Raw genomic sequence first — 21964 nt, forward strand, 5'->3', positions numbered from 1 at the left:
GAGACATAGAGCTTGCGTCACCCGAGTGTAGGCTGGCCATCCTATCGAGTCATGTGCAAGCCTTTACGACGTTCGGCGGAGCGCTGGTCTGTTGCCGTGATTTTCCTTAGGGATAGCGGCTATGCCGCTGGCTGAATTTCACGCCGCGTGGAACGGGCGCCTCGCCCGAGCCGTTGATGTCGGACCGGGCAGGGTTCCTGCCCGGCATTGTCGTGCGTAGTCCCAGCGGCAGCGCGTGTCGAAAGGACGAACCGGAACCATCATGAAGAAGCTTGCAGTCTTCGATCTCGACGGCACCCTCGCCGAAAGCAAATCCTCGCTCGATCCCGAAATGGCGGACCTGCTCGTTCGCCTGCTGGCGGTTGCCAAGGTGGCGGTGATCTCCGGCGGCGCCTGGCCGCAGTTTGAAAGCCAGTTCCTGCGCAATTTTCCCCAGGATGACAGGCTCAAGGACCTTTCCCTGCTGCCGACATGCGGCACGCAGTTCTACCGGTATGACGGCGGCTGGACGAAGCTCTATGCCGAGGATTTCTCGGAGGCGGACAAGCAGCAGATCATCGATGCGCTCAACCGCGCGCTGGATGAGACGGGGCTGCGTCCGTCCAGGCATTGGGGGGAACTGATCGAGGATCGTGGCAGCCAGATCACCCTTTCCGCGCTGGGCCAGCAGGCGCCGCTGGAAGAAAAGAAGAGCTGGGATCCCGATTTCAGCAAGCGCAATCGGCTGAAGGAAGTGCTCCAGCCGATGATTCCGCGCTTCTCGGTCAATCTCGGTGGCGCTACCTCGATCGACGTGACCAAGCCCGGCATCGACAAGGCCTATGGCATTCACAAGCTGCGCGAAATCCTGCGTATCGCGATCCCGGACATGGTCTTCGTCGGCGACGCGATCTTTCCGGGCGGCAATGACTACCCGCCCAAGGAGGCCGGCGTCGTCTCGATCCGCGTTCGCGATCCCGAGGAGACGAAGCGCGTCATCGAGGCCTTCCTTGCCTGCATGGAGAGCGGGAGCCCGTCGTGACCGCATTCAAAATGAAGCGGCTCGGCATGATCATGCAGCCGCTGCAAGGCGAGCCCAATGAGGCGGAGGGCGTCCTCAATCCGGCTGTCATCCGCGGCAAGGACGGGGAGCTCTATCTGTTTCCCCGCCTCGTCGCGAAGGGGAATTATTCCCGCATTGGAATTGCCCGGGTGCTGTTCGATGCCAAGGGCGACCCGCGGGATGTCGAGCGCATGGGCGTCGCGCTCGAGCCCGAGGCCGATTACGAGCTTCGCCCCGATGGCGGCGGGGGCTGCGAGGATCCGCGCATCAGCTATGTCGAGGCGCTGGGTCAGTACGTCATGACCTACACCGCGCTGTCGCCGCGTGGTCCGCGCATCGCCATTGCCGTTTCCGATGACCTGTTTCACTGGACGCGCTTGGGGCTCGCCACCTTCCGTCCCTATCACGGCATCGACTTCGAGGGCGTCGACGACAAGGATGCGAGCCTGTTCAGCGCGCTGGTCCCGGATCCGATGGGGCGGCCGACGCTGGGGCTGATTCACAGGCCCCTCTTTCCGGGCACCCGCCCGGAAGAGACGATCCATCAGCCGGCATCAAAACCGCTGGACACCGATCGCGAGTGCATCTGGATCTCCTATTGCCGGCTCGGCAATGGGGGCGACAAGCCACAACTCGGCGAGTTCGTCGAGCATCACAAGCTGACATGCCCGGAGGCCGTCTGGGAGCGTCTGAAGATTGGCGGCGGCGCTCCGCCCACCCTTTGCCGGCATGGCTGGCTGATGATCTATCACGGCGTCGGCGATATGACCCACCCGAGCCCCTCCGGCCGGAAGATGCACTATTCGGCGGGCGCGATGATCCTCTCGCAGGGGCATCCCAACCGGATTGTGTATCGTTCGCCGGAGCCAATCCTGGTCCCCGACAGTCCGCTGGAACTGGAGGGAGCCGTCGATGCCGTCGTCTTCCCAACCGGCATCGATCGCCGTGACGATCTGGGCCTGCCTGATCGCTTCGATGTCTATTACGGCATGGCCGACGACCGGATCGGCGTGGCGCGCCTCGATGTGCCGGAGGAACTGCCACCCTTGACGCCGTGAGGGCAGTCCCGTGTCCGAGCCGGCGCGGGCTTCGGCCCGCGCCCCTTTTCGCTCTCTATCCCTTCACCGCGCCTGCCGTGAGTCCGGCGACGATATGCTTCTGGGCGGCGAAGAAGACGATGATCGTCGGCAGGATGGTGAGGGTGATGAAGGCGAGCACGAGCTGCCATTCGGTCGAGTATTCGCCCTGATAGACCATGATGCCGAGCGGCCAGGGATATTTCGCATCCGTGTTCAGCAGGATCAGCGGCATGATGTAGTTGTTCCAGGAATTCACGAAGGCGACGATGCCGACGGTCGCCAGGATCGGCCGCGAGAGCGGCAGCGTGACGTGCCAGAAATAGGCGATGTAGCCGCAGCCATCGACCTGCGCCGCGTCGAACAGTTCATGCGGCACGTTCTGGAAGAACTTGCGGAACAGCATGATGCTCATGCCGAGGCCGAAGGCGACCTGGGGCAGGACGACGCCCCAGTACGTATCGAGCAGGCCGAGGTCGCGGATGCGGATGAACAGCGGCAGGATGGCGGTCGCGACGGGAAACATCAGCCCGATGAGGAAGTAGTTCAGCAGGAAGCCCGAGCCGAAGAATTTCACATGCGCGAAGGTGAAGGCGGCCATGGAGGCGACGGCGAGGGTCAGCACCACCGTCAGCACCGCGATGATCATGGAGTTGGCCAGCATCTGCCAGTAGCGGCCGCTGCCCAGGATATCGAGGTAGTTGGACCAGATCCATTGCGAGGGCAGGCCGAACGGATTAACGCGCAAATCGCCCAGCGTCTTGAACCCGCCGATCGCGGTGGTCAGCAGCGGCAACAGCACGATCGCGGCCACGATGAACAGGCTCGCATAGAGATAGAGCCAGGTGACGAAGCTCATCCGGTGCTTCGAGAAGACTTCCCGGCGCGGACGCGTGACGACGGCCGGCTTCGCGGCCACGGGCTTTCCGGCGATGAATGTCTGATCAGTCATTGCGCATAAAGATCCGTTTGTAGCCGAAGGCCAGCGTGATGCAGATGACGAACAGGACGACGCCGATGGCGCTGCCGAAGCCGACCTTCATCCGGGTGATGCCGTAGGAATAGAGGAAGGTGACCATGGTCTGGGTGCTGTTCGACGGCCCGCCGCCGGTCAGCGGCATGATCATGTCGAAGAGCTGCAGCGAGCCGATCACCGAGAAGAAGACGGAGAGCCGGATCGTCGGCGCCAGCAGCGGCAGCGTGATGTTGCGGAAGCGCTGCCAGCGCGTCGCGCCGTCCATCTCGGCCGCCTCGTAATAGCTCTTGTCGATCGATTGCAGGCCGGCGATGAACAGCATCATGTGAAAGCCGAAATACTTCCAGACGATGACGCCGAGCACGGCATAGATGGCCAGGTTCTTGTCGGCCAGCACATAGGGCGAGGCGACGTTGAAGAACGAGGCGATGGCCGCGAACAGCCCATAATCGCCATCATAGACGAAGCGCCAGATCAGGCCGGCCGCCACGTCTGCGAGGACATAGGGCATGAAGAAGATCAGCCGGAACGACACGGCGCCCGGAATGCGGTGCGACACCATCGTCGCCAGCCAGAGCGCCAGCGGGATCTGGATCGCGATCGAGACGAGCATGATCAGCCCGTTGTTAATCAGCGCCTGGCGGAACGCGCCATTGCGGTAGAGCAGTTCGAAATTCTTCAGGCCGATGAATTTCTCGGGCAGGCCATAGCCGTTCCAGTCATAGAGGCTGTACCAGGCTGCCTCTCCCATCGGCAGGATGACGAAGAGGGTGAAGACCAGCAGGGCAGGCGGCAGGAACAGGATCAGGACGGGCAAGGTGCCCCGGGTCCTGGGTCTGCCCGCGCGGCCTTGTGCGGGCGCGGCGATCATCGTTTGGCTCATCGGCCCGGGCTCTCCAGCTGGAAAGGATCCGCCGCCGCGGTGAGGGACCCGCGGCGGCGACGGACGGCTTGGGGAACTACTGTTCGAGTTCCCAGGCGTCCTGGATCTGCTGGGCGGCATCCTCGGGCGACATCTGGCCTGCGACGATCTCGACGGAGACGTCGTTGACGACGCGCCCGACGGCCGGGCCCAGGTCCTGGTCGAGGTAGTTCTGGTGCCAGGTCGAGGCGGCGAGCTGCTTGGCGGATTCCGCCACCAGCGGATCCTTGACGCCATCCTCGGCGCCGATGGCGACCGGGATCATGATGCCTTTCTCGGCCTGCAGCCGCTCATTGTCGACATTGGTCAGGAAGGCGGCGAATTCGACGGCCTCCTTGGGCGCGTCCTTGCTGATGACCCAGGCATTGAGGCCGCCAAGCGTGTCGGTGACCTTGCCGGCGCCTCCGGCAACGATCGGGAAGGCGAAGCGGCCGAGGTTGTCGCTGGCAAGGCCCTTGCCGTCGGCAGCCTGGTTGGCCTGGTTCTTTTCGGTCGCCTCGAAGCCGAGGATCATCGCGGCCTTGCCGTCGGCGAAGGCGCCGAGCGCCTGCGGCCACTTGGTGCCGAGATAGCCGGGCTGGAACGGCTCCAGCGCGCCCAGCGCCTTGAGCTGCTCGCCCGCCTTGATGAACGGCTCGGCCTTGAAGCCATCGCCGCCATTGGCCTTGGCGGTATCGAAGGCTTCCTTGCCGCCATTGCGCATGGCGAGATAGCTCCAGTAGAAATGGAGCGGCCATTTCTCGCCGCCGCCGCCCGCGATCGGCACGATGCCAGCGTCCTTCAGCGTCTTCACGGCGGCCAGGAAATCGTCCCAGGTCTGGATCTTGTCGGCGTCGACGCCGGCCTTTTTGAACAGTTCCTTGTTATAGAAGAACGACACCGTGCCCATCTTGTAGGGAACGGCCCAGATCTTGTCGTCGAAGGTCAGGCCGGCGACCGAGGCCGGGTTGTAGCTCTTTTCCCATTTGCCGCCATCGGCCTGCATCTCGGTCGTCAGGTCCTTGATCGCGCCCGTCTCGGCCTGTGCCTTCAGCACGCCGCCCGCCCAGGAAAAGAAGAGATGCGGCGCGTCCTTCGATTGCAGCAGCGTCGGCAGCTTGGCCTTGAAGGCCTCGTTCTCGAGGAACTGCGTCTGCACCTTGACGCCGGGATGCGCCGCTTCGAACTGCTTGATGATGTCGTCCCAGGCCGACAGCGTGACGGGATCTGTTTCCAGGTGCAGCCATTTGACCGTAACGTCGGCCATGGCGGTGCTGGCGGAAAGCGCAAGGCCGATCGCCGCGCCGAAGAGCGTTCTGAACTTCATCGGTTGTCCTCCCAGACGGCCCGGCTGTTTCCTCCCACCGGCGCTCGTTTAATAAACAATGCGGATTAAATCTGGTCTCGATCGGGGGCGCCTGTCAAGAGAAGCTCTTATTTGTTGCGCTGCAGCGCGGAATCTTGCGTTGACAGCTTCCCTCCGCAGTGTGAATAACTGCCTGACCCGGAATAAATGGCTCCCTGGAAATGAAGACAGCTGATCCCGAATTGATGCGCGCCATCAATCGCTTCCACGTGATGGACGCGATCCGGCGGTTCGGCCCGATTTCGCGAGTCGAGATATCCGACCGCACCCAATTGTCGGCGACGACCGTCTCGGCGATCACGGCGGCGCTGCTCGATGACGGCCTGATCATCACCCAGCAATTGGGCGGCATACGCGACGCGGCGCGGGGGCGGCCGCGTGTCATGCTGGAACTGAACCCGGCCGCCGCGCATGTGGTCGGCGTCAAGCTGGCGCTCGACCAGATCACCGTGGCGACCACCAATTTCCGTGCCGACGTGCTGTCGAGCCTGGTGCTGCCGATCCGCCTGCAGCGTCAGTCGGTGTCGGTCATCGCCGATCTGGTGGAGGATGGCATCCGCCGCTGCGTTGCCGATGCCGGGCTTGCCATGGAGCAGATCTCCGGTGTCTGCGTCGGCCTGCCCGGCGTCGTCGAGCGGATGGCCGGCGTGTGCCGCGCCAGCCCGATCTTCGGCGAGCGCGACGTGCCGTTTGCCGCTGAAATGACCGACCGGCTCGGCGGCGTCGTGGCGACGATCGACAGCGACGTCAATCTCGTCACGCTGGCCGAGCACTGGTTTGGCCAGGCCCGTGGCCTCGATGATTTTCTCGTCATTTCCGTCGAGCTCGGTCTCGGCCTCGGCATCATGCACAATGGCGAGCTGTTTCGCGGTGCCAATGGCCTGAGCCCGGACCTCGGCGACCTGATGGTGCGTCCTCCGGCCGGCAATGGCTCGACCCGGCTGGCCAGCGCCGCCTCCGAGGCGAGCCTCGTCGCCGAGGCACGCGAAATCCTGGCCGGCGAGGAGCATGAGCATGCCTTCCGGCTCGGTCGCGGCCTGGAGAAGATCCTGGAACTCGCGGAGAAGGGGGAGCCGCGAATCCTGGCCTTGCTCGAGCGGGCCGGAGGCGCGCTCGGCTTCGCGATCGCCAACCTGATCACCCTGTTCGCGCCGCCCAAGGTCATCATGGCGGGGGCGGCGCTGGAGGCGGGCGATGCGCTGGTTGGGCCGATCCGGCGCACGGTGGCGGAACTTCTGCCGCCGAGCCTCGCGGATGTTTCCGACATCGTCGTCCACCACTGGCAGGACGACATCTGGGCGCGCGGCGCGGCCGCGATGACGCTTCGCGACCTCTATGGCGCGCCCTGGAACACCACGGGACCGGTCGTCCATCGCTGACGACCGACGACACAAGAATCGCATCTGGGAGAGAGCGCGAGATGGCTGAACGGGTAGGAATTGGATTCATCGGCTGCGGCAATATCAGCGCGGCCTATCTGAAGGCGGCGGCGGGATTCCCGATCCTCGACATTCGCGGCGTCGCCGATCTCAATGCCGACGCGGCGCAGGCGCGCGCGACGGAGTTTGGCCTCGCCGCCATGTCGATCGAGGCCATGCTGGCCGATCCGTCGATCGAGATCATCGTCAATCTGACCATCCCCAAGGCGCATGTCGAAGTCGGCCTGCAGGTCGTCGCGGCGGGCAAGCATGTGCACTCGGAAAAGCCGCTCGGCATTTCCACGGGCGAGGCGCGGAAGCTGGTCGAGGCGGCCAAGGCCCGGGGCGTTCGCCTCGGCAGCGCGCCGGATACCTTCTTCGGCGGCGCGCACCAGACCAGCCGCAAGTTGATCGACGAGGGCGCCATCGGTACGCCGATCGCCGGCACCGCCTTCTTCATGTGCCCCGGCCATGAGCGGTGGCACCCCAATCCCGGCTTCTACTATCTCGATGGCGGCGGGCCGATGCTCGACATGGGACCGTATTACGTCACCGACCTGGTCAACCTGCTCGGTCCCGTCGCCCGCGTGGCCGGCGTCGCCACCAAGCTGCGCGACGAGCGCCTCGTCACCAGCGAACCGCTGAACGGCACCAAGATCCCGGTCGAGGTCGCGACCCATGTCGCCGGCACGATGCAGTTCGTCTCCGGCGCGGTCGTCACCATCGCCATGAGCTTCGACGTGCCGCGCCACCAGCACAGCCCCATCGAGCTCTACGGCTCGGCAGGCTCCATCCTCGTGCCGGATCCCAACCATTTTGGCGGCGACATCAAGCTCGCGACGGCCTCGGAGGACTGGCAGACCGTCCCGACCCAGCATGGCTATGCCGATGGCAATTTCCGCGTCATCGGCGTCGCCGACATGGCAGAGGCGATCCGCACCGGCCGGCCGCACCGCGCCAATGGCGACCTCGCCTTCCATGCGCTGGAGGTGATGGAGGCATTCCAGCGCTCGTCCGACACGGGCGAGCACATCACGATCGAGAGCCGCCCGGAACGCCCGGCCGCGCTGCCGGTTGGCGTCGCCATCGGTGCGATCGGCTGAACCAAACCAATTCAAGAGGGAGTGAGACCATGCGCGAGGCATTGATTGTCTGGGGCGGCTGGAGCGGCCACGAGCCGGAGCAGGGCGCCAACATCATCGCGGGGATGCTCGAGGAGGAAGGCTTCAAGGTCTATCTCGAGAATTCGACCGAGGCGTTCGCCGATCCGGCCATCGCCGACATGAGCCTGATCGTGCCGATCTACACGATGTCGAAGATCGAGAAGGAGGAGCTTCTCAACCTGACCAAGGCGGTCGAGGGCGGCGTCGGCCTTGCCGGCTATCATGGCGGCATGGGCGATGCGTTCCGCGAGGCGGTCGAATACCAGTTCATGGTCGGCGGCCAGTGGGTCGCCCATCCGGGCAATATCATCGACTACCATGTCGATGTGACCAAGCCGGACGACCCGATCATGCAAGGCATTCCGACCCGCTTCCCCTATCGCTCCGAGCACTACTACATGCATGTCGACCCCTCGAACGAGGTTCTGGCAACGACCACCTTCACCGGCGATCACGCCTATTGGATCGATGGCGTCGTCATGCCGGTTGTCTGGAAGCGGAAGCATGGCAAGGGACGGGTGTTCTATTCGTCGCTCGGCCATGTCGCGAGCGAGTTCGACGTGCCGGAGATGAACACGATCATGCGTCGCGGCCTACTCTGGGCGGCGCGCTGACGACCCTCTTTCCCGCCGCGACCGGAGGCCGGTCGCGGCGGGAAAGATCTCTGCGGGCTTTCATCGATAGATATCTAAAATATCAGGCGAGGTGGCTTTGTGGCTCTTGTCGGCATGTCCATTCTCGCGTCCCATGACGGGTGACGCTGCGCCAGCCTGCTGATTCGCACGCGCCGGATTTCAGGACGGTCGCCGGGATCTCCCAGACATCCATGTGGACCCGAGGCTGCCGAAGAAGCGGCGGCACGAATTGCGCCAACATTCGTGCCCATCTCTGACCTAGGACGATACCGATGAAAGCCTCCGACAAGAAGCACCTCAAGCGCTCCAATATCGACCTGACCCTGCTCGGACTTGGCACGGCCCCGTTCGGCGGCCTCTACGCTTCCGTCCCGCTTGCCGATGCCGAAGGCGCGATGCAGGCGGCGTGGGACGCGGGCCTGCGCTACTTCGACACCGCGCCGATGTACGGGCTTGGCCGCGCCGAGCATCTGGCGGGCCATTTCCTGCGCGAGCAGGATCCGGAGTCGTTTCGCGTCAGCACCAAGGTCGGCCGGCTGATGAGCTTCGACCGCCCCGGCCGCGTCCTGCCGCCGGAGCCGCCGAAGAACGAGTTCGATTCCGGCTGGAACAACGGCCTGCCGTTCCGCGAAGTGTTCGATTATTCCTATGACGCCATCCTGCGCTCCTATGACGACAGCCGTCAGCGCACCGGTCTTGGCCGTCTCGACATCCTGTTCGTGCACGACATCGGCCGCGTCACGCATGGCGAACTGCACGATCATCATTGGGGTGCGCTGACCAAGGGCGGCGGCTTCAAGGCGTTGGCCGAGCTGAAGGCCGCCGGCCTGATCGCCGGCTTCGGGCTTGGCGTCAACGAATGGCAGGTGATCCGCGACGCCATGCAGGAGGCCGATCTCGACATCTGCCTGCTCGCCGGCCGCTATACCCTGCTCGACGACGACGCGGCCGAGACCTTTCTGCCGCTGGCGCTGAAGCACGAGGTCGATCTCGTCATCGGCGGCGTGTTCAACTCCGGCATCCTGGCATCGACCTCGGGCCGCAAGAAGTTCAACTATGTCGACGCCCCGGCCGAGGTTCTGGCCAGGGTGGAGAAGCTGGAGGCCGTGTGCAGCCGCTTCGACGTGCCGCTGCCCGCCGCCGCGATCCAGTATCCGCTGCGCCACCCGGCCGCGACCGTCGTCGCCATCGGCGCCAAGACGGCGGCGCAGGTGAAGGGCAATGTCCAATGGTTCGAGCGCGACATTCCCGCGGAACTCTGGACGACACTCGAGTCCGAAGGCCTCATCCCGGCGCTGCCATAGGCCGGAGTCGGCTCGGATCCCTCCGTTCCGGAGCGATACTCAAAAGAAGAACGGACCCGATCGGGTCCGTTTTTCGTTTCGGCAAGGGCGTGTGCGCGTCAGACCCAGCCACCATCGACAATAAAACTCTGGTTGGTGCAGGCGCCGGCCTCGTCGGAGGCGAGGAACAGTACGGGCCGCGCGATGTCGTCGGCGTCGAGCTGCCGCTTCAGGCACTGCCGCTCCAGGATGCGCTTCTCGCCATCGGCGTTGAGCCAGAGCCGGCGCTGCCGTTCGGTGATGATCCAGCCGGGCAGCACGGAATTGACACGTATATTCTCTGGGCCAAGCTCGCGAGCCAGCCCGCGCGTCAGGCCGATGACGGCGGATTTGGCGCTCAGATAGGCGTCGTTGTCGGCGGCGCCCATCAGGTAGGAAATCGAGCTCATGTTGATGATGGCGCCGCCGCCGGCCGCCGCCATGTCCTTGTGCACGGCCTGGGCGCAGAAGAACTGGTGCTTCAGGTTCACACTGACGGCCCAGTCCCAATATTCCGACGTCACGTCGTCGAGCTTGTGCCGATCGTCATTGGCGGCGTTGTTGACGAGGATCGTGATCGGCCCCAGCGCCGCGCGCATCCGGGCGATCGCCGCCTGGATCTCGTCGACCCGGGTGATGTCGACCTTCTCGAAATGGGCGCTGAGGCCATCCTTTGCCAGCGCGGCCACGAGCGCCCGCGAGGTTTCCTCGGCGATGTCGAGGAAGGCGACGCGGCAGCCCTGTTCGGCAAAGCGGCGGACGATGGTCGCGCCGATGCCGCTGCCGCCGCCGGTGATCAGCGCGACGCGGCCTTTCAAGCTCGGATAGGTGGCGATGCCGGAAGGGCGGGCCGCGTGGTCGTCTGTCATGGCATCGTCTCGAGGGGATCAGGAGATGGGCCGGCCGCCCGAAGACGACCGGCCTATGGGAAGGCGGTCAGGCCTTGGCGGCTTCTTCGATGATCCTCTGGATGTCGTAGACCGGCTTGTAGCCGAGGATCGATTTGGCTTTCGCGATCTCGTGGCTGGCGCGGATCGCAGGACCCGGAATGCGGACCTCCACATAGGGGAAGCCGAAGGTCTTGTGCAGCGCTTCGACGGCGACCTTGTAGGAGAACGGGCTGGGGCCGCTCAGATTGAAGATCTCGCCAACCGCCGAGATGTCGCTCAGCATCAGATTGATGCCGCCGATCAGGTCGATCACGTCGCAGAAGTGGAATTCGTACGGGATACCGTCCTCGTCGAGCGCGAGAAGCAGCGTGTCCTCCGGGCCGGTCTTGGCCGCATCGAGCGCCGCGACGGCATCGGGCCGGCCGAGCGCGGTGAACAGGTTGCGCATCGGCTCGACGAACAGGAAGCGACCCGACCAGCCGCTCGGCCGCCGGATCTCCTCGGAACGCGCGATCAGCGCGAAGCGGGCGATGGTGACCGGAACGCCATGCGAGCGGTGGTAATAGAGCGCCAGTCGCTCGTCGATCTCCTTGGTCAGGCCATAGAAGCTGTAGGGCTGCTGCGGATGGCGCTCGTCGATCGGCGAATAGAGCGCCTTCAGCGACGGATAGACCTCGTCGCTGGACGCGATGAAGAAGCGCTGCAGCTTGACCTTTTGCGAGACGACCGCGTCGAACAGGTTGAAGGTGCCGGCGATGTTCTGCTGGAACAGTTCGCGGTCGGCGCCCTGTTCCCACAGCATGGCGGCGGCGAGATGCACGATGATGTCGACGCCGGCCACCGCCTGCTCGACGGCTTCCTTGTCGGTGAGCGACCCGACGATCACCTCGACGCCGGCATCCTTCAGGCCATCGAGGCCGGGATCGCCCGGCAGCACCAGCGCGCGCACGCTGTCGCCCAGAGCCTGGCGGCTCGCCACCATCTGTCGGCCCACCCGTCCGGAGGCCCCCGTGATCAACGTCTTCATGGTCTCATTCCTCTTTGAGCGGTCAAACTTCAGGGACTACGGGACGCGGATTGCCTCGCCGCTTTCGGCGGAGAAAAAGCGGAGCCGGTCCGGATTGACAGAGAAGGAGAGCCGGTCGCCGAGCCGGATCGGCGCGGCGTTCTCCGGCGACATGCGGGCGATGAAGGCGTTCTCGCCTTCCTTCACGCTCACCAGGGACTCATGGCCGAGCCCCTCGATGACGTCGGCCGAGCCGGTGACGCCATTACCCGCGGCGCCCGGATCCATGACGATGTCCTCGGGGCGGAAGCCGATCAGGAATTCGCCGTCCCGTATCTTGGGGCGCAGCACGGTCAGGCTTTCCAGGCGGATCGGGATGTTCACGCCCGCGCCGCGCGCGACGATCGCGCCATCCTGCGGTTCGAGCCGGCAGCGCAGCAGGTTCATGGGCGGCGTGCCGATGAACTGCGCGACGAACGTATTGGCCGGGTGCTGGTAGAGCTGCTGCGGCGTGTCGGCCTGCTGGATGCGGCCGCCATTCATGACGACGATCTTGTTGCCCATCGTCATCGCCTCGGTCTGGTCGTGCGTGACGTAGATCGTGGTGATGCCGAGTGAGCGCTGCAGGCGCGTGATCTCCGCGCGAGTCTGCACCCGCAGCTTGGCGTCGAGATTGGAAAGCGGCTCATCCATCAGGAAGAGCTTTGGCTCGCGGATGATGGCGCGGCCCAGCGCGACGCGCTGGCGCTGGCCGCCGGAAAGCTGCGATGGCTTGCGGTGGAGCAGGGGAGCGAGATCCAGCGAGCGCGCGACTTCCGTGACGCGCCGGTCGATATCGGCGCGCGACCAGTTGCGCAGGCGCAGCGCATAGGAAAGGTTCTGCGCCACGGTCATGTGCGGATAGAGCGCGTAGTTCTGGAATACCATGGCGATGTCGCGGTCGCGCGGCGAGACATGGTTGGCGGGCTTGCCGTCGATCCAGATCTCGCCGCCGGTGGCGCGTTCGAGACCGGCGATCATGCGCAGCGTCGTCGACTTGCCACAGCCCGACGGGCCGACGAAGACGACGAATTCGCCATCGGCAATGTCGAGATTGATGCGGTCGACAGCGAGGTGGCCGTCATATTGCTTGGAGAGTTGTTCCAGGCGGGCGGTGCTCATGAGGGTCTCCGATCAACCTTTGACGCCGCCGGCCGTCAGGCCGTGGACGAGGTATCGCTGCAGGAAAAGGAACACGATGGCGGCCGGCAGCGTGACGATGGTCGCTGCGGTCATGACCTGATCCCAGGGGGTGACGTATTCGCCGCTGAACGAGGCGAGGCCGACGGAAACCGTCCAGTTTCCCGGCTGGCGCACGAACATCTGGGCAAAGAGATATTCGTCCCAGGCGATGATGAAGCAGAACAGGAAGGTCGAGGCGAGGCCGGGCAGCGACAGCGGCAGCGTGATGCGGAAGAAGGTTCCGATCCGCGACGCGCCGTCGATCAGCGAGGCTTCCTCCAGCGCGACCGGGATGCCGTCGAAGAAGGTCTTCAGCAGCGAGGTCGCGACGGGAACCAGCAGCGCCAGGTAGGCGACGGTGAGGCCCGGCAGGCTGTTGAGCAGGCCGATCTTGCTGAACAGAACATACATCGGCATGGCGAGCAGGATGCCGGGGAACATCTGGGTCGCGAGCAGCAGATATTCCGTGAAGCCGCGGCCCTGGAAGCGGAAGCGCGACAGGGAATAGGCCATCATCGCGCCGATGAAGGAGGCCAGGATCGCCGTGCCGAGTGCGACGCGGATGCTGTTCCAGAGCCAGGTCCCGAGCGCCGTATCCTGGAAGATCGTCACATAGGTCGAGAACACCGAGTTGGCGCTCGGCAGCATCTCCGGGGGATAGGCGAACAACTGGCCGGAGGGCCGGATCGAGGTCACGAACATCCAGTAGAACGGGAAGACCGCGATCGCGCAGAGGATCAGGATGAGGGCGGCGAGGGCCAGCCGTCCCGCGATCCGCGAGAGGTTCGGCAGGAAGGCCTCGCCGTGGCGGGCGCTTGGGGCGTTACGCATCTTTACCTCTCCGCACGATGAAGGCGTAGGCCAGTGTCAGCAGCACCGCGACAAGCAGCAGCAGCGATCCCATGGCGAAGGCAGGACCGGCGCGGAAGAAGCGGAACGCCTCGAAATAGACCTTCACGACCAATGTGTTGGTGGCGCCGGCCGGGCCGCCCTGGGTCATCAGGAAGATGAAGACGAAGTTGCCGAAGCTCCAGATCGTCAGCAGCAGCACGACGATGGCGAGCACATGCTTGAGGCCAGGTAAGGTGATGTCGAGGAAACGGCGCACGGGTCCGGCGCCGTCGATCTCGGACGCTTCGTAGAGTTCGTCGGGGATCGACTGCAGGCCCGCGAGCAGGACGAGCGTTGCGAACGGATAGGTCTTCCAGATGTTCAGGATGATGATCGCGGGAAGCGCCAGGTTCGGATCGCTCAGCCAGTTCGGCTGGCTTGTCACGAAGGGGATCCAGCCAATGGCGTAGTTCACGACGCCGTAGTTCGGGTTGTACATCCACTGCCAGATCAGCGCCGCCACGACATGCGGCACGGCCCAGGGCAGGATGATCAGCGTGCGGACGATGCCGCGGCCGGGAAAGGCGCGGGTCAGCACCAGCGCGGTGACGAGGCCGAGGGCGATGCTGCCGATCACAGTGCCGAGCGAGAAAACGGCCGTGACATACAGCGAGTGCCACGTGTCGGGATCGGTTAGGACCGACTGGTAGTTGGCGAGCGTGAAGGCCTCTGTGAAGGCCCGGCCGATGATGCGGCTATTGGTGAAACTGATGCGAATTCCCCAAAGCAGGGGAATGATCACCAACGCCGTTATGGCGAGGAGAAACGGAAGAACCATCACGGCAGGCAGCCAGCGATCCTGGCTGTCGGCATAATGAACGGTCCTCACGCCCGCGACGCGGGCGGATGTCTGGGTGAGGGCCATGGACCACGCTCGTCTGGAGAGGGGAAGGATCCGGGCGACGAGGCTTTCGCGCCGCCGCCCGGAAGGCGCTGCGTCAGTTCTTGACGAGGGCGACGACCTGGGCCTGGGCTTCGGCCATGGCTTCGGCGACGGGGCGGTTCTTGTAGAGGATCTCTTCGACCTTATCGGCGATGATCTTCAGGACCTCGTTGCCATAGAGCTCGAGGCCGGCCGGCATGATCGAGACGGCGTATTTGTCCGAGGCTTCCTGGAAGGTGGCGAACCACGGATTGGCTTCGAGATAGCCGTCCGGGATGCTGTTCAGGCGCGGCGACACGGCATTGGTGATGGCGACCATCTCCTTCTGCCACTTGGCGCTCTGCATGAACTCGATCAGCTTGAAGGCTTCGTCCGGATGCGGCGCATCCTTCGGGATCGCCCAGAGCTGGAACGCCGCCGCCGTGCGATGGCCAGGCCACGGCATCGGCGCCGTGCGCAGGTCCTTGACGATCTCGGGATTGCCGGCCTTGGCGAAGCCCATCATCCAGGAGCCGTCGAACAACGTGCCGACCTTGCCCTGCCACCACATCTGCCGGTAGGTCGACTTGTCGACGTCGCGCGGCATGACGCCGGCATCGAAGAGCTCCTTGAACATGGAGATCGCCTCGATGTTGCGGGGATCGTCGACCGTCGGCTTACCGTCGATGGCGAAATGGCCGCCATTGGCGATCACCCACTGCGCCACGTCCATATAGGTCTGGATGTAGCTGCCCGGCTTGACCATCGCGGCGTAACCGAACTGGTTCGGCGCCTTGGTGGTCTTCTTGGCAAGCTCGAGGAAGTCCTTCGGATTGTCCGGGAACTTGTCGTAGCCGGCCGCCTTCAGGATCGTCTCGTTGTAGAACGGCACGTAGTTCGCGACCATCTGGATGACGCCGTAGGTATGGCCATCCACCATCAGCGGCGATTCAAACTGCGCGGGGCTGTAGGTTTCCTTGCTGATGTCGCTCTTGGCGACGTAGCCGTCGAGCGGCAGCAGCAGGTCGTTGCGCAGGAAATCGCCGATATTCATGTTCAGCAGGTGGATGACGTCCGGCGGCGAGCCGGAGCCCATTTCCAGCAGCATCTGGTCGGCATAGGCGCCATAGGCGACGTTGTAGCCTTCCACCTTGATGTCCGGATTTTCATCCATGAAGGCCTGCACGACCTTCTCCATCCAGACTTTGTTGCCGGGCTCTCCGAACCACCAGCTCGGCACGCGCAGCGTGATCTGCTCGGCGAAAGCGGTCATCGGCACCGATGCCAGCAGGGCGGCGGCCGCCCCGGCGAGTATCCCCTTGCGGATACCGGACAAGATTTTCATGGAACTTCCCTTTCCCTCTGATCGCAGTTCTGGAACGTCGCGTTCAATCGGGACCAGTTCTCTGGCTTCTTGCTTTTGGAGGTCGTGGCCTCGATCGATTCAGGCATGAACGGCCCGTCGTCCTGCCGGTGGGCAGGGCGGTCGTCCGTTGGCCGGGTTTGGGTCAGCGGCGGCCGAGGCCGCCGCCTGTCTTCAATGGCGGACGCGATGCAGCGACAGCAGGAACTCTGTCAGTTCGCTGAGGCTCAAGGCGCTCTTGGGCGTGTCGAGCGCGATCTCGCCGCGGTCGAGCACGATCAGCCGGTCGGCGACTTCATGCACATTGGCGAGCGTGTGCTCGATATAGATGCAGGAGCGTCCGCCGGCCTTGATCGACTGGATGAAGTCGAGCACCCGCCGCACTTCCTTGATGGCGAGCGCGACGGTCGGTTCGTCGAGGATGATCAGGTCGCTGTCGAAATGCATGGCGCGGCCGATGGCGACGCCCTGTCTCTCGCCGCCGGACAGCTTGCCCACGGTCGAGTCGACGCTGATGCCGCGCGACCGGAAGCCGATGGTCGACTTCATGATCTGCTCGGCGATCCGCTTCTCCGCCTTCACATCGATGAAGCCGAAGCGGTTGGTGATCGGCCGCCCGACGAAGAAGTTGCGCCACAGCGGCTGCTTCTCGCCGAGCGACTTGTCCTGGTAGACCGTCTCGATCCGGAAGTCCTGGGCCTGGCGGACCGAGTGGCCGCCGGCCTCGACTTCCTTGCCCTTGATGAAGAGCTGGCCGGCGGTCGGCGCCTCGACGCCCGTCATCACCTTGATGAGCGTCGATTTGCCGGCGCCGTTGTCGCCGATCAGGCCGACGATCTCGTTGCGCCCGATCGTCAGGTTTACGTTCTTGAGACTCTCAACCTTGCCGTAGTGCTTCTGGATGTTGACCATCCGCACCAGATCGGTCGCGCCGTTTTCGGCCTGCATGCTTGTCATCTCCTCAAGAGGGGCGGGGTCCGCTGCAACTCAGCGAACGCCTTCCTCGACCAGCGGCGCGATGGCCTCGACATTGTCCTTGGTGACGACGCCGCCGCCGGTGTTCAGCATCAGGCCGGCCAGGCCGTAGCGCTTCTGCAGCACCGCGGCGACGACGGGCATGAAGCCCTGGAGGTAGGGCTGCTGGTCGACGACGACGGTGACGTAACCCTTCTTCAGGCCATCGATCGAAGCCGGCGAGATGTCGTAGCCGCCGGTGATGACGGAGCCCGGCGCCTTGCCGGCTGCGTCCAGGACCTTGGCGAGGATGGCGGTGATGCCGCCATGGCCGGGAACCGCGATCGCCTTCACATCCGGATGGCTCTCGAGATAGGCGGCGAGAACCGGCACGGCGAGCGAGGGATCCTGTACGGCCTCGTTCGACCACTGAAGCTTGTCATAGGCCACCCCGGCCTTGTCGAATTCCTCGATCGTGCCGCGCGAGATGTCGGCATGTGCCGTCTGTTCGAACGTGCCGTAGATCACGGCCTTGTCGCCCTTCTTCAGGCCGGCGGCGACCATCTTCTCGCCCAAGACGCGGCCAGCCTCGTAGTTGTCGAGGCCGAAATAGCTGAGGTCGGTGCCCGGCAGGCGGGTATTGTTGGTGACGACGACAATGCCGGCTTCCTTGGCCTCGTTCAGGAAGCGCTTCATCGAGTCCGTGCCGGAATGACCCATGACGACGATGGCATCGGGCTGGGAGGCCAGCGCCTGGTTGGCCTGTTCCAGCATCTTCTGCTGGTCCCACCCGGCATACTGGTTGATGAGCTTGACCTTGAGCATGTCGGCGGCCGCCTTGGCGCCGAGTTCGCGGGCCAGGGTGGTCGGGTCGCCGGAATTGCCACCCATCTGGAAATAGATGGTCATGCCCTCGCCAGTCAGCACGGGCTCGGCGGCAAGCGCCGTGCCGGAGAGCATGCCGGTCATGCCGAGGGCGCAGGCCGCGCCGAGAAGGAAACGCCTTGTGATCATGTTGTGGTCCCTTTGTCTGTCAGGTGCTTGTTTTCTTTATTGAAACGCGTCGAGGTCGTTTTGCCTCAACGTCGCAGCCGCATCCGGATCTTCTTGAAGAGCGGAACGCGATCGGGATCCTCGAGCGCCATGTTGAGGGTGACGGAAACCAGGAAGACGACGCCGATCAGGAAGCGGGTCCAGAAGCCCTGCACGCCGCTGGCGACCAGCCCGGCCTCGATGATCGCGACGATCAGCGCGCCGACGACGGTGCCGACGATGGTGCCGGAGCCGCCGAAGATCGACGTGCCGCCGATGAACACGCTGGCCACGACGATCAGCAGATAGCCCATGCCCTGCGAGGAGAAGTAGGTGGTGGTCTCCAGTGTCAGAAGGATGCCGGCAAAGGCGGAGAGCAGGCCCATCAGCGTGAAGATCTTGAGCTTCTCGCGATCGACCCGGATCCCGACGACATGCGCGACCCGGGCATTGTCGCCGATGAACAGCACGTTCTCGCCGAAGCGGTGGCGGTTGAGGATGAACCAGAGCGCTACCGCGACGGCGAGCGCCCAGAGCGCCTGCACCGGCAGCACGCCGATCCGGCCGGCGAACACCGAGTGGATGACGGTGTCGGTCACGGACGGCACGGCGACGGTCAGGCCGTTGGAGACGATCACCACGAGGCCGCCATAGAGGAACAGCGTGGCGAGCGTGGTGATCATCGACGGGATGCCAAGCTGCGTGACGATCAACCCGTTCACGAAGCCGAGGATGACGCCGACCATCAGCGCCGCCGCGAAGGCGAGCCAGGTCAGTTCGTAATTCTTGAACAGGATGGCGAAGACATAGCTCGAGAAGGCGACGATCGAGGGGAAGGAGAGATCCATCTCTCCCGCCACCACGACGAAGGTGAGGCCGAGCGCCAGGATCATCGGCGGCGGCACGTTCGCGAGGAACGTCATGTAGATCCGGTAGCTGAGGAAGGTCTGCGGCGCCGTGACCATGAAGATCGCGATGAGCAGCGCGAAGACCGCGAGGATGGCCATGCCTTCGACGGCGAAGATACGCCGGCTCAGGGAAAGCCGCAGGCTGGCGGCAGATGGATCGTGCGAAGCTTGCATGGCCATGGTCTTTTTCCGCTTGGAGCGTTTTCGAGCGAAGTGGTTACCGGTTCGCGTGTAGAAAACGCGACCCTCGACGACCTAGAGGACGCCGTGGCGTTCGTAGACGTCGCGCAGGTATGCGCCGTTGCGGAGGTCGTCCATCGAGCTGTCCTCGCTGGCGATCTTGTCGAAGGCGATCCGCAGAACCTCGGCCTCGACCGCCTGCGGGATCACCACGACGCCATCGGCATCGCCGAACACCAGATCGCCGGTGCAGACGCGTACGCCGGCACAGATGACGGGAACGTCGATTGCCGCGATCTGGCCGCGCCCCTTGGAATCGAGTGGCGCGATGCCGGCATGGAAGACGGGCAGCTTCAGGTCGCGGATCGTCTTGATGTCCCGCACGAAACCGTCCGTGATGCAGCCGGCCGCCTTGCGGCCGACCGCAGCGGTCGAGAGCAGGCTGCCCCAAGGCGCGATGCGGCCGGAACCGCCACAGGCGAGGATGGCCACGTCGTCCGGCTTCAGATCATCGATGAGCTTGATCTCCAGCTCATACGGGTTGACGTCCGGGTCGACATGGGCGGTTTCCATGTAGATGCCGGTGCGGGCGCGACCGCAGAGCACCAGCGTGTCGTCGAGCGGCCGGATCCGGGACGGCATCGCCTGCGTCGTGACGCCGACGGCATCGAGCGCATCCGACAGAACGGCGGCGTAGAGCTTGTTCCAGCCTTCGGGCAGGGGGGCAGTAGACGTCATGAAAGATCCTGTAACTAGAGCGATCAGGCGGATTCGGCGGGCACGGGATGGCCGCTGCCGCCAACGAGAAAACCAAAGTCGACGCCACGGTCGGCCTGCTGGACGTTGTCGAGGAACATCCGGCCATAGCCGCGGTCGTAATGGGGAGGGGGAGGCGTCCATTCGGCCCGGCGCTGGGCGAGTTCGGCCTCGGAAACGTCGAGATTCAGGCTGCGCGCCTCGACATCCAGTTCGATGAAGTCGCCGTTTCGCACCAGGGCGAGCGGGCCACCGATCGCGGCCTCCGGCGCGACATGCAGCACGACGGTGCCGAAGGCCGTCCCACTCATGCGCGCGTCCGAGATGCGCACCATGTCGAGCACGCCGGCGGCGCGAAGCTTCTTCGGCAGCGGCATGTTGCCGATCTCCGGCATGCCGGGATAGCCGATCGGCCCCCCATGCTTCAGCACGAGGATGCTGTCGGCATCGACGTCGAGATCCGGATCATCAATGCGCTTCTTGAAGTCCGGCATGTTCTCGAAGACGACGGCGCGGCCGCGATGCTTCATCAGTTCGGGCGAGGCGGCCGACGGCTTGATGACGGCGCCGGAGGGAGCGAGGTTGCCCCGCAGCACGGCGATGCCGCCGAGCGGCTTGAACGGTTCTTCCAGCGTCCGGATGACGGTGCGGTCGAAGCACTCGGCCTCGTCCAGCCGGTCGGCGATGGTGGCGCCTTCGACGGTGATGCAGCCGCCATGCAGCAGCGGCTTCAATTCCTTCATCAGCGCCGGCAACCCGCCCGCATAGCAGAACTCTTCCATCAGGAACTGGCCGGACGGCATCAGGTCGAGAAGGCAGGGGACGACGCGGCCGAGGCGATCCCAATCGTCGAGGGTCAGCTCGAGGCCGAGCCGTCCGGCGAGCGCGATCAGATGCACGACCGCATTGGTCGAGCCGCCAATGCCGCCATTGACGACGATGGCGTTTTCCAGCGCCTCGCGCGTCACGATCTTCGACATCGGCACGTCGGTGCGGACGAGATCGACGATGTGGTGGCCGGACTTTTCGGCCAGCACCGCGCGGCGGCTGTCGACCGCCGGCCAGGTCGCATTGTAGGGGAGGGCGATGCCCATCGCTTCGGCGAGGCTTGCCATGGTCGAGGCCGTGCCCATGGTCATGCAGGAGCCGGGCGAGCGGCTCATGCTGGCTTCGGCCTCGTAGAATTCTTCCTGGCTCATCGTGCCGATCTGGACGGCTTCGGCGAAGCGGATGACGTCGGTTCCCGACCCAACCTGCTTGCCGCGCACGCGGCCATTCAGCATCGGCCCGCCGGAGACGAGGACGGTCGGAAGGTCGACGCTGGCCGCGCCCATCAGCAGCGCCGGGGTGGTCTTGTCGCAGCCGGCCAGCAGCACGACGCCGTCGATCGGATTGGCGCGGAGCGTCTCCTCGACGTCGATGCTGACCTGGTTGCGGTAGAGCATGGCGGTGGGTCGGACGAGCGTTTCGCCCAGGCTCATCACGGGGAATTCGAGCGGCAGGCCGCCGGCAACGAGGATGCCGCGCTTCACATGCTCGGCCAGCTGCCGCAGATGCGCGTTGCACGGGGTGAGTTCCGACCAGGTGTTGCAGATGCCGATCACGGGCCGGCCGTCGAACATCTCGGACGGAATGCCCTGGTTGCGCATCCAGCTACGGGCATAGAAGCCATATTTGTCGGGGCGGCCAAACCACCGCGCGCTCCGAAGCGGCTTGCGCTCGCTCATCGGACCATTCTCCTCTGCCCGAACCCTGCGGTCCGGTTTCCCTGGTTGGTTCAATTTTTGAACCATGTGGACACATTTATATGTATCGTTAAAGTGAATGCTAAGCGGCGAAGAGCCCGAGAGTCAATTTAGAAAATGCGGCAACTTTCGCTTTTCTGCAGCCGCTTCCGACGCTGCCGCCGAGCGTTTAGTATGACGATAAAGGCGACGGGGCAGCGACTCCCGCCCGGGCGGCACGGACGGGTCGACAGGCTTGAGCCCCGTGGATTCCGCCG

The 21964-nt window shown here is 64.5% G+C and carries 20 protein-coding genes; 6 read left to right on the top strand and 14 right to left on the bottom strand.

Annotation, left to right across the window (positions count from 1 at the left end; translation table 11 throughout):
• The first annotated feature begins 262 nt into the window (after nt 1-262).
• Both OSH10_RS07780 and OSH10_RS07785 read left to right on the top strand, forming a co-directional pair.
• The gene (locus tag OSH10_RS07780) at nt 263-1021 is read left to right on the top strand and encodes an HAD-IIB family hydrolase (protein ID WP_266331086.1); all 759 of its coding nucleotides are present in this window, start codon (nt 263-265) and stop codon (nt 1019-1021) included.
• Nucleotides 1018-2100, top strand: coding sequence for a glycoside hydrolase family 130 protein (locus tag OSH10_RS07785; protein ID WP_266331087.1), 1083 nt, complete (start codon nt 1018-1020; stop codon nt 2098-2100). The genes OSH10_RS07780 and OSH10_RS07785 overlap by 4 nt, the downstream gene beginning before the upstream one ends.
• Nucleotides 2101-2155: 55 nt before the next feature.
• On the opposite strand, the gene OSH10_RS07790 is transcribed toward OSH10_RS07785, so the two are convergent.
• The 3 genes from OSH10_RS07790 to OSH10_RS07800 form a co-directional block, all read right to left on the bottom strand.
• The gene (locus tag OSH10_RS07790; protein WP_266331149.1) at nt 2156-2977 is read right to left on the bottom strand and encodes a carbohydrate ABC transporter permease; all 822 of its coding nucleotides are present in this window, start codon (nt 2975-2977) and stop codon (nt 2156-2158) included.
• 85 nt (nt 2978-3062) lie between these two features.
• A complete protein-coding gene (locus OSH10_RS07795) occupies nt 3063-3965 on the bottom strand; it encodes a carbohydrate ABC transporter permease (protein ID WP_266331150.1) in 903 nt (300 codons plus the stop codon).
• 88 nt (nt 3966-4053) lie between these two features.
• Nucleotides 4054-5322 (bottom strand): ABC transporter substrate-binding protein, encoded by a 1269-nt coding sequence (locus OSH10_RS07800; RefSeq protein ID WP_407660688.1) that lies wholly within the window; start codon nt 5320-5322, stop codon nt 4054-4056.
• A 200-nt stretch (nt 5323-5522) separates the two neighbouring features.
• On the opposite strand from OSH10_RS07800, the gene OSH10_RS07805 reads away from it, so the two are divergent.
• The 4 genes from OSH10_RS07805 (at nt 5523) to OSH10_RS07820 (ending at nt 9881) form a co-directional block, all read left to right on the top strand.
• Nucleotides 5523-6740: an ROK family transcriptional regulator gene (locus OSH10_RS07805; protein WP_266331088.1), complete on the top strand. Its 1218-nt coding sequence runs from the start codon at nt 5523-5525 to the stop codon at nt 6738-6740.
• Between the two features lie 41 nt (nt 6741-6781).
• A complete protein-coding gene (locus tag OSH10_RS07810) occupies nt 6782-7882 on the top strand; it encodes a Gfo/Idh/MocA family protein (protein WP_266331089.1) in 1101 nt (366 codons plus the stop codon).
• A 29-nt stretch (nt 7883-7911) separates the two neighbouring features.
• The gene (locus OSH10_RS07815; RefSeq protein WP_266331090.1) at nt 7912-8556 is read left to right on the top strand and encodes a ThuA domain-containing protein; all 645 of its coding nucleotides are present in this window, start codon (nt 7912-7914) and stop codon (nt 8554-8556) included.
• A 287-nt stretch (nt 8557-8843) separates the two neighbouring features.
• Entirely contained in the window at nt 8844-9881 is a 1038-nt protein-coding gene (locus tag OSH10_RS07820; protein WP_266331152.1) for an aldo/keto reductase, read from the top strand.
• Between the two features lie 98 nt (nt 9882-9979).
• On the opposite strand, the gene OSH10_RS07825 is transcribed toward OSH10_RS07820, so the two are convergent.
• The 11 genes from OSH10_RS07825 to OSH10_RS07875 form a co-directional block, all read right to left on the bottom strand.
• A complete protein-coding gene (locus OSH10_RS07825; RefSeq protein ID WP_266331091.1) occupies nt 9980-10768 on the bottom strand; it encodes an SDR family NAD(P)-dependent oxidoreductase in 789 nt (262 codons plus the stop codon).
• 67 nt (nt 10769-10835) lie between these two features.
• Nucleotides 10836-11816: an NAD-dependent epimerase/dehydratase family protein gene (locus OSH10_RS07830; RefSeq protein ID WP_266331092.1), complete on the bottom strand. Its 981-nt coding sequence runs from the start codon at nt 11814-11816 to the stop codon at nt 10836-10838.
• Between the two features lie 36 nt (nt 11817-11852).
• Nucleotides 11853-12956 (bottom strand): ABC transporter ATP-binding protein, encoded by a 1104-nt coding sequence (locus tag OSH10_RS07835; protein ID WP_266331093.1) that lies wholly within the window; start codon nt 12954-12956, stop codon nt 11853-11855.
• A 12-nt stretch (nt 12957-12968) separates the two neighbouring features.
• Nucleotides 12969-13847, bottom strand: a complete 879-nt coding sequence (locus OSH10_RS07840; protein WP_266331094.1) for a carbohydrate ABC transporter permease — start codon at nt 13845-13847, stop codon at nt 12969-12971.
• Nucleotides 13840-14772: a carbohydrate ABC transporter permease gene (locus OSH10_RS07845; RefSeq protein WP_266331095.1), complete on the bottom strand. Its 933-nt coding sequence runs from the start codon at nt 14770-14772 to the stop codon at nt 13840-13842. Before OSH10_RS07845 ends, OSH10_RS07840 begins: the two co-directional genes overlap by 8 nt.
• 73 nt (nt 14773-14845) lie before the next feature.
• Nucleotides 14846-16114, bottom strand: a complete 1269-nt coding sequence (locus OSH10_RS07850; protein ID WP_266331096.1) for an ABC transporter substrate-binding protein — start codon at nt 16112-16114, stop codon at nt 14846-14848.
• A 192-nt stretch (nt 16115-16306) separates the two neighbouring features.
• On the bottom strand, nt 16307-17080 hold the full coding sequence (locus tag OSH10_RS07855) for an ATP-binding cassette domain-containing protein (RefSeq protein ID WP_266331097.1): 774 nt from the start codon (nt 17078-17080) through the stop codon (nt 16307-16309).
• A 39-nt stretch (nt 17081-17119) separates the two neighbouring features.
• Nucleotides 17120-18100, bottom strand: coding sequence for a substrate-binding domain-containing protein (locus OSH10_RS07860; RefSeq protein ID WP_266331098.1), 981 nt, complete (start codon nt 18098-18100; stop codon nt 17120-17122).
• A 65-nt stretch (nt 18101-18165) separates the two neighbouring features.
• Nucleotides 18166-19206 (bottom strand): ABC transporter permease, encoded by a 1041-nt coding sequence (locus OSH10_RS07865; protein WP_266331099.1) that lies wholly within the window; start codon nt 19204-19206, stop codon nt 18166-18168.
• Between the two features lie 75 nt (nt 19207-19281).
• A complete protein-coding gene (locus OSH10_RS07870) occupies nt 19282-19944 on the bottom strand; it encodes an RraA family protein (RefSeq protein WP_266331100.1) in 663 nt (220 codons plus the stop codon).
• Between the two features lie 23 nt (nt 19945-19967).
• Nucleotides 19968-21689, bottom strand: a complete 1722-nt coding sequence (locus OSH10_RS07875; protein WP_266331101.1) for an IlvD/Edd family dehydratase — start codon at nt 21687-21689, stop codon at nt 19968-19970.
• Nucleotides 21690-21964: the final 275 nt, after the last annotated feature.

Source organism: Kaistia defluvii (assembly GCF_026343955.1).
GTDB classification, from domain to species: domain Bacteria; phylum Pseudomonadota; class Alphaproteobacteria; order Rhizobiales; family Kaistiaceae; genus Kaistia; species Kaistia defluvii.

What these genes read in the sequence shown, in the direction of transcription:
- OSH10_RS07780 (WP_266331086.1), top strand. Translation starts at nt 263, where the DNA reads ATGAAGAAGCTTGCAGTCTTCGATCTCGACGGCACCCTCGCCGAAAGC.
- OSH10_RS07790 (WP_266331149.1), bottom strand. Translation starts at nt 2,977, where the DNA reads ATGAGCTTCGTCACCTGGCTCTATCTCTATGCGAGCCTGTTCATCGTG.
- OSH10_RS07795 (WP_266331150.1), bottom strand. Translation starts at nt 3,965, where the DNA reads ATGATCGCCGCGCCCGCACAAGGCCGCGCGGGCAGACCCAGGACCCGG.
- OSH10_RS07800 (WP_407660688.1), bottom strand. Translation starts at nt 5,322, where the DNA reads ATGAAGTTCAGAACGCTCTTCGGCGCGGCGATCGGCCTTGCGCTTTCC.
- OSH10_RS07805 (WP_266331088.1), top strand. Translation starts at nt 5,523, where the DNA reads ATGAAGACAGCTGATCCCGAATTGATGCGCGCCATCAATCGCTTCCAC.
- OSH10_RS07810 (WP_266331089.1), top strand. Translation starts at nt 6,782, where the DNA reads ATGGCTGAACGGGTAGGAATTGGATTCATCGGCTGCGGCAATATCAGC.
- OSH10_RS07815 (WP_266331090.1), top strand. Translation starts at nt 7,912, where the DNA reads ATGCGCGAGGCATTGATTGTCTGGGGCGGCTGGAGCGGCCACGAGCCG.
- OSH10_RS07825 (WP_266331091.1), bottom strand. Translation starts at nt 10,768, where the DNA reads ATGACAGACGACCACGCGGCCCGCCCTTCCGGCATCGCCACCTATCCG.
- OSH10_RS07830 (WP_266331092.1), bottom strand. Translation starts at nt 11,816, where the DNA reads ATGAAGACGTTGATCACGGGGGCCTCCGGACGGGTGGGCCGACAGATG.
- OSH10_RS07835 (WP_266331093.1), bottom strand. Translation starts at nt 12,956, where the DNA reads ATGAGCACCGCCCGCCTGGAACAACTCTCCAAGCAATATGACGGCCAC.
- OSH10_RS07840 (WP_266331094.1), bottom strand. Translation starts at nt 13,847, where the DNA reads ATGCGTAACGCCCCAAGCGCCCGCCACGGCGAGGCCTTCCTGCCGAAC.
- OSH10_RS07845 (WP_266331095.1), bottom strand. Translation starts at nt 14,772, where the DNA reads ATGGCCCTCACCCAGACATCCGCCCGCGTCGCGGGCGTGAGGACCGTT.
- OSH10_RS07850 (WP_266331096.1), bottom strand. Translation starts at nt 16,114, where the DNA reads ATGAAAATCTTGTCCGGTATCCGCAAGGGGATACTCGCCGGGGCGGCC.
- OSH10_RS07855 (WP_266331097.1), bottom strand. Translation starts at nt 17,080, where the DNA reads ATGCAGGCCGAAAACGGCGCGACCGATCTGGTGCGGATGGTCAACATC.
- OSH10_RS07860 (WP_266331098.1), bottom strand. Translation starts at nt 18,100, where the DNA reads ATGATCACAAGGCGTTTCCTTCTCGGCGCGGCCTGCGCCCTCGGCATG.
- OSH10_RS07865 (WP_266331099.1), bottom strand. Translation starts at nt 19,206, where the DNA reads ATGGCCATGCAAGCTTCGCACGATCCATCTGCCGCCAGCCTGCGGCTT.
- OSH10_RS07870 (WP_266331100.1), bottom strand. Translation starts at nt 19,944, where the DNA reads ATGACGTCTACTGCCCCCCTGCCCGAAGGCTGGAACAAGCTCTACGCC.
- OSH10_RS07875 (WP_266331101.1), bottom strand. Translation starts at nt 21,689, where the DNA reads ATGAGCGAGCGCAAGCCGCTTCGGAGCGCGCGGTGGTTTGGCCGCCCC.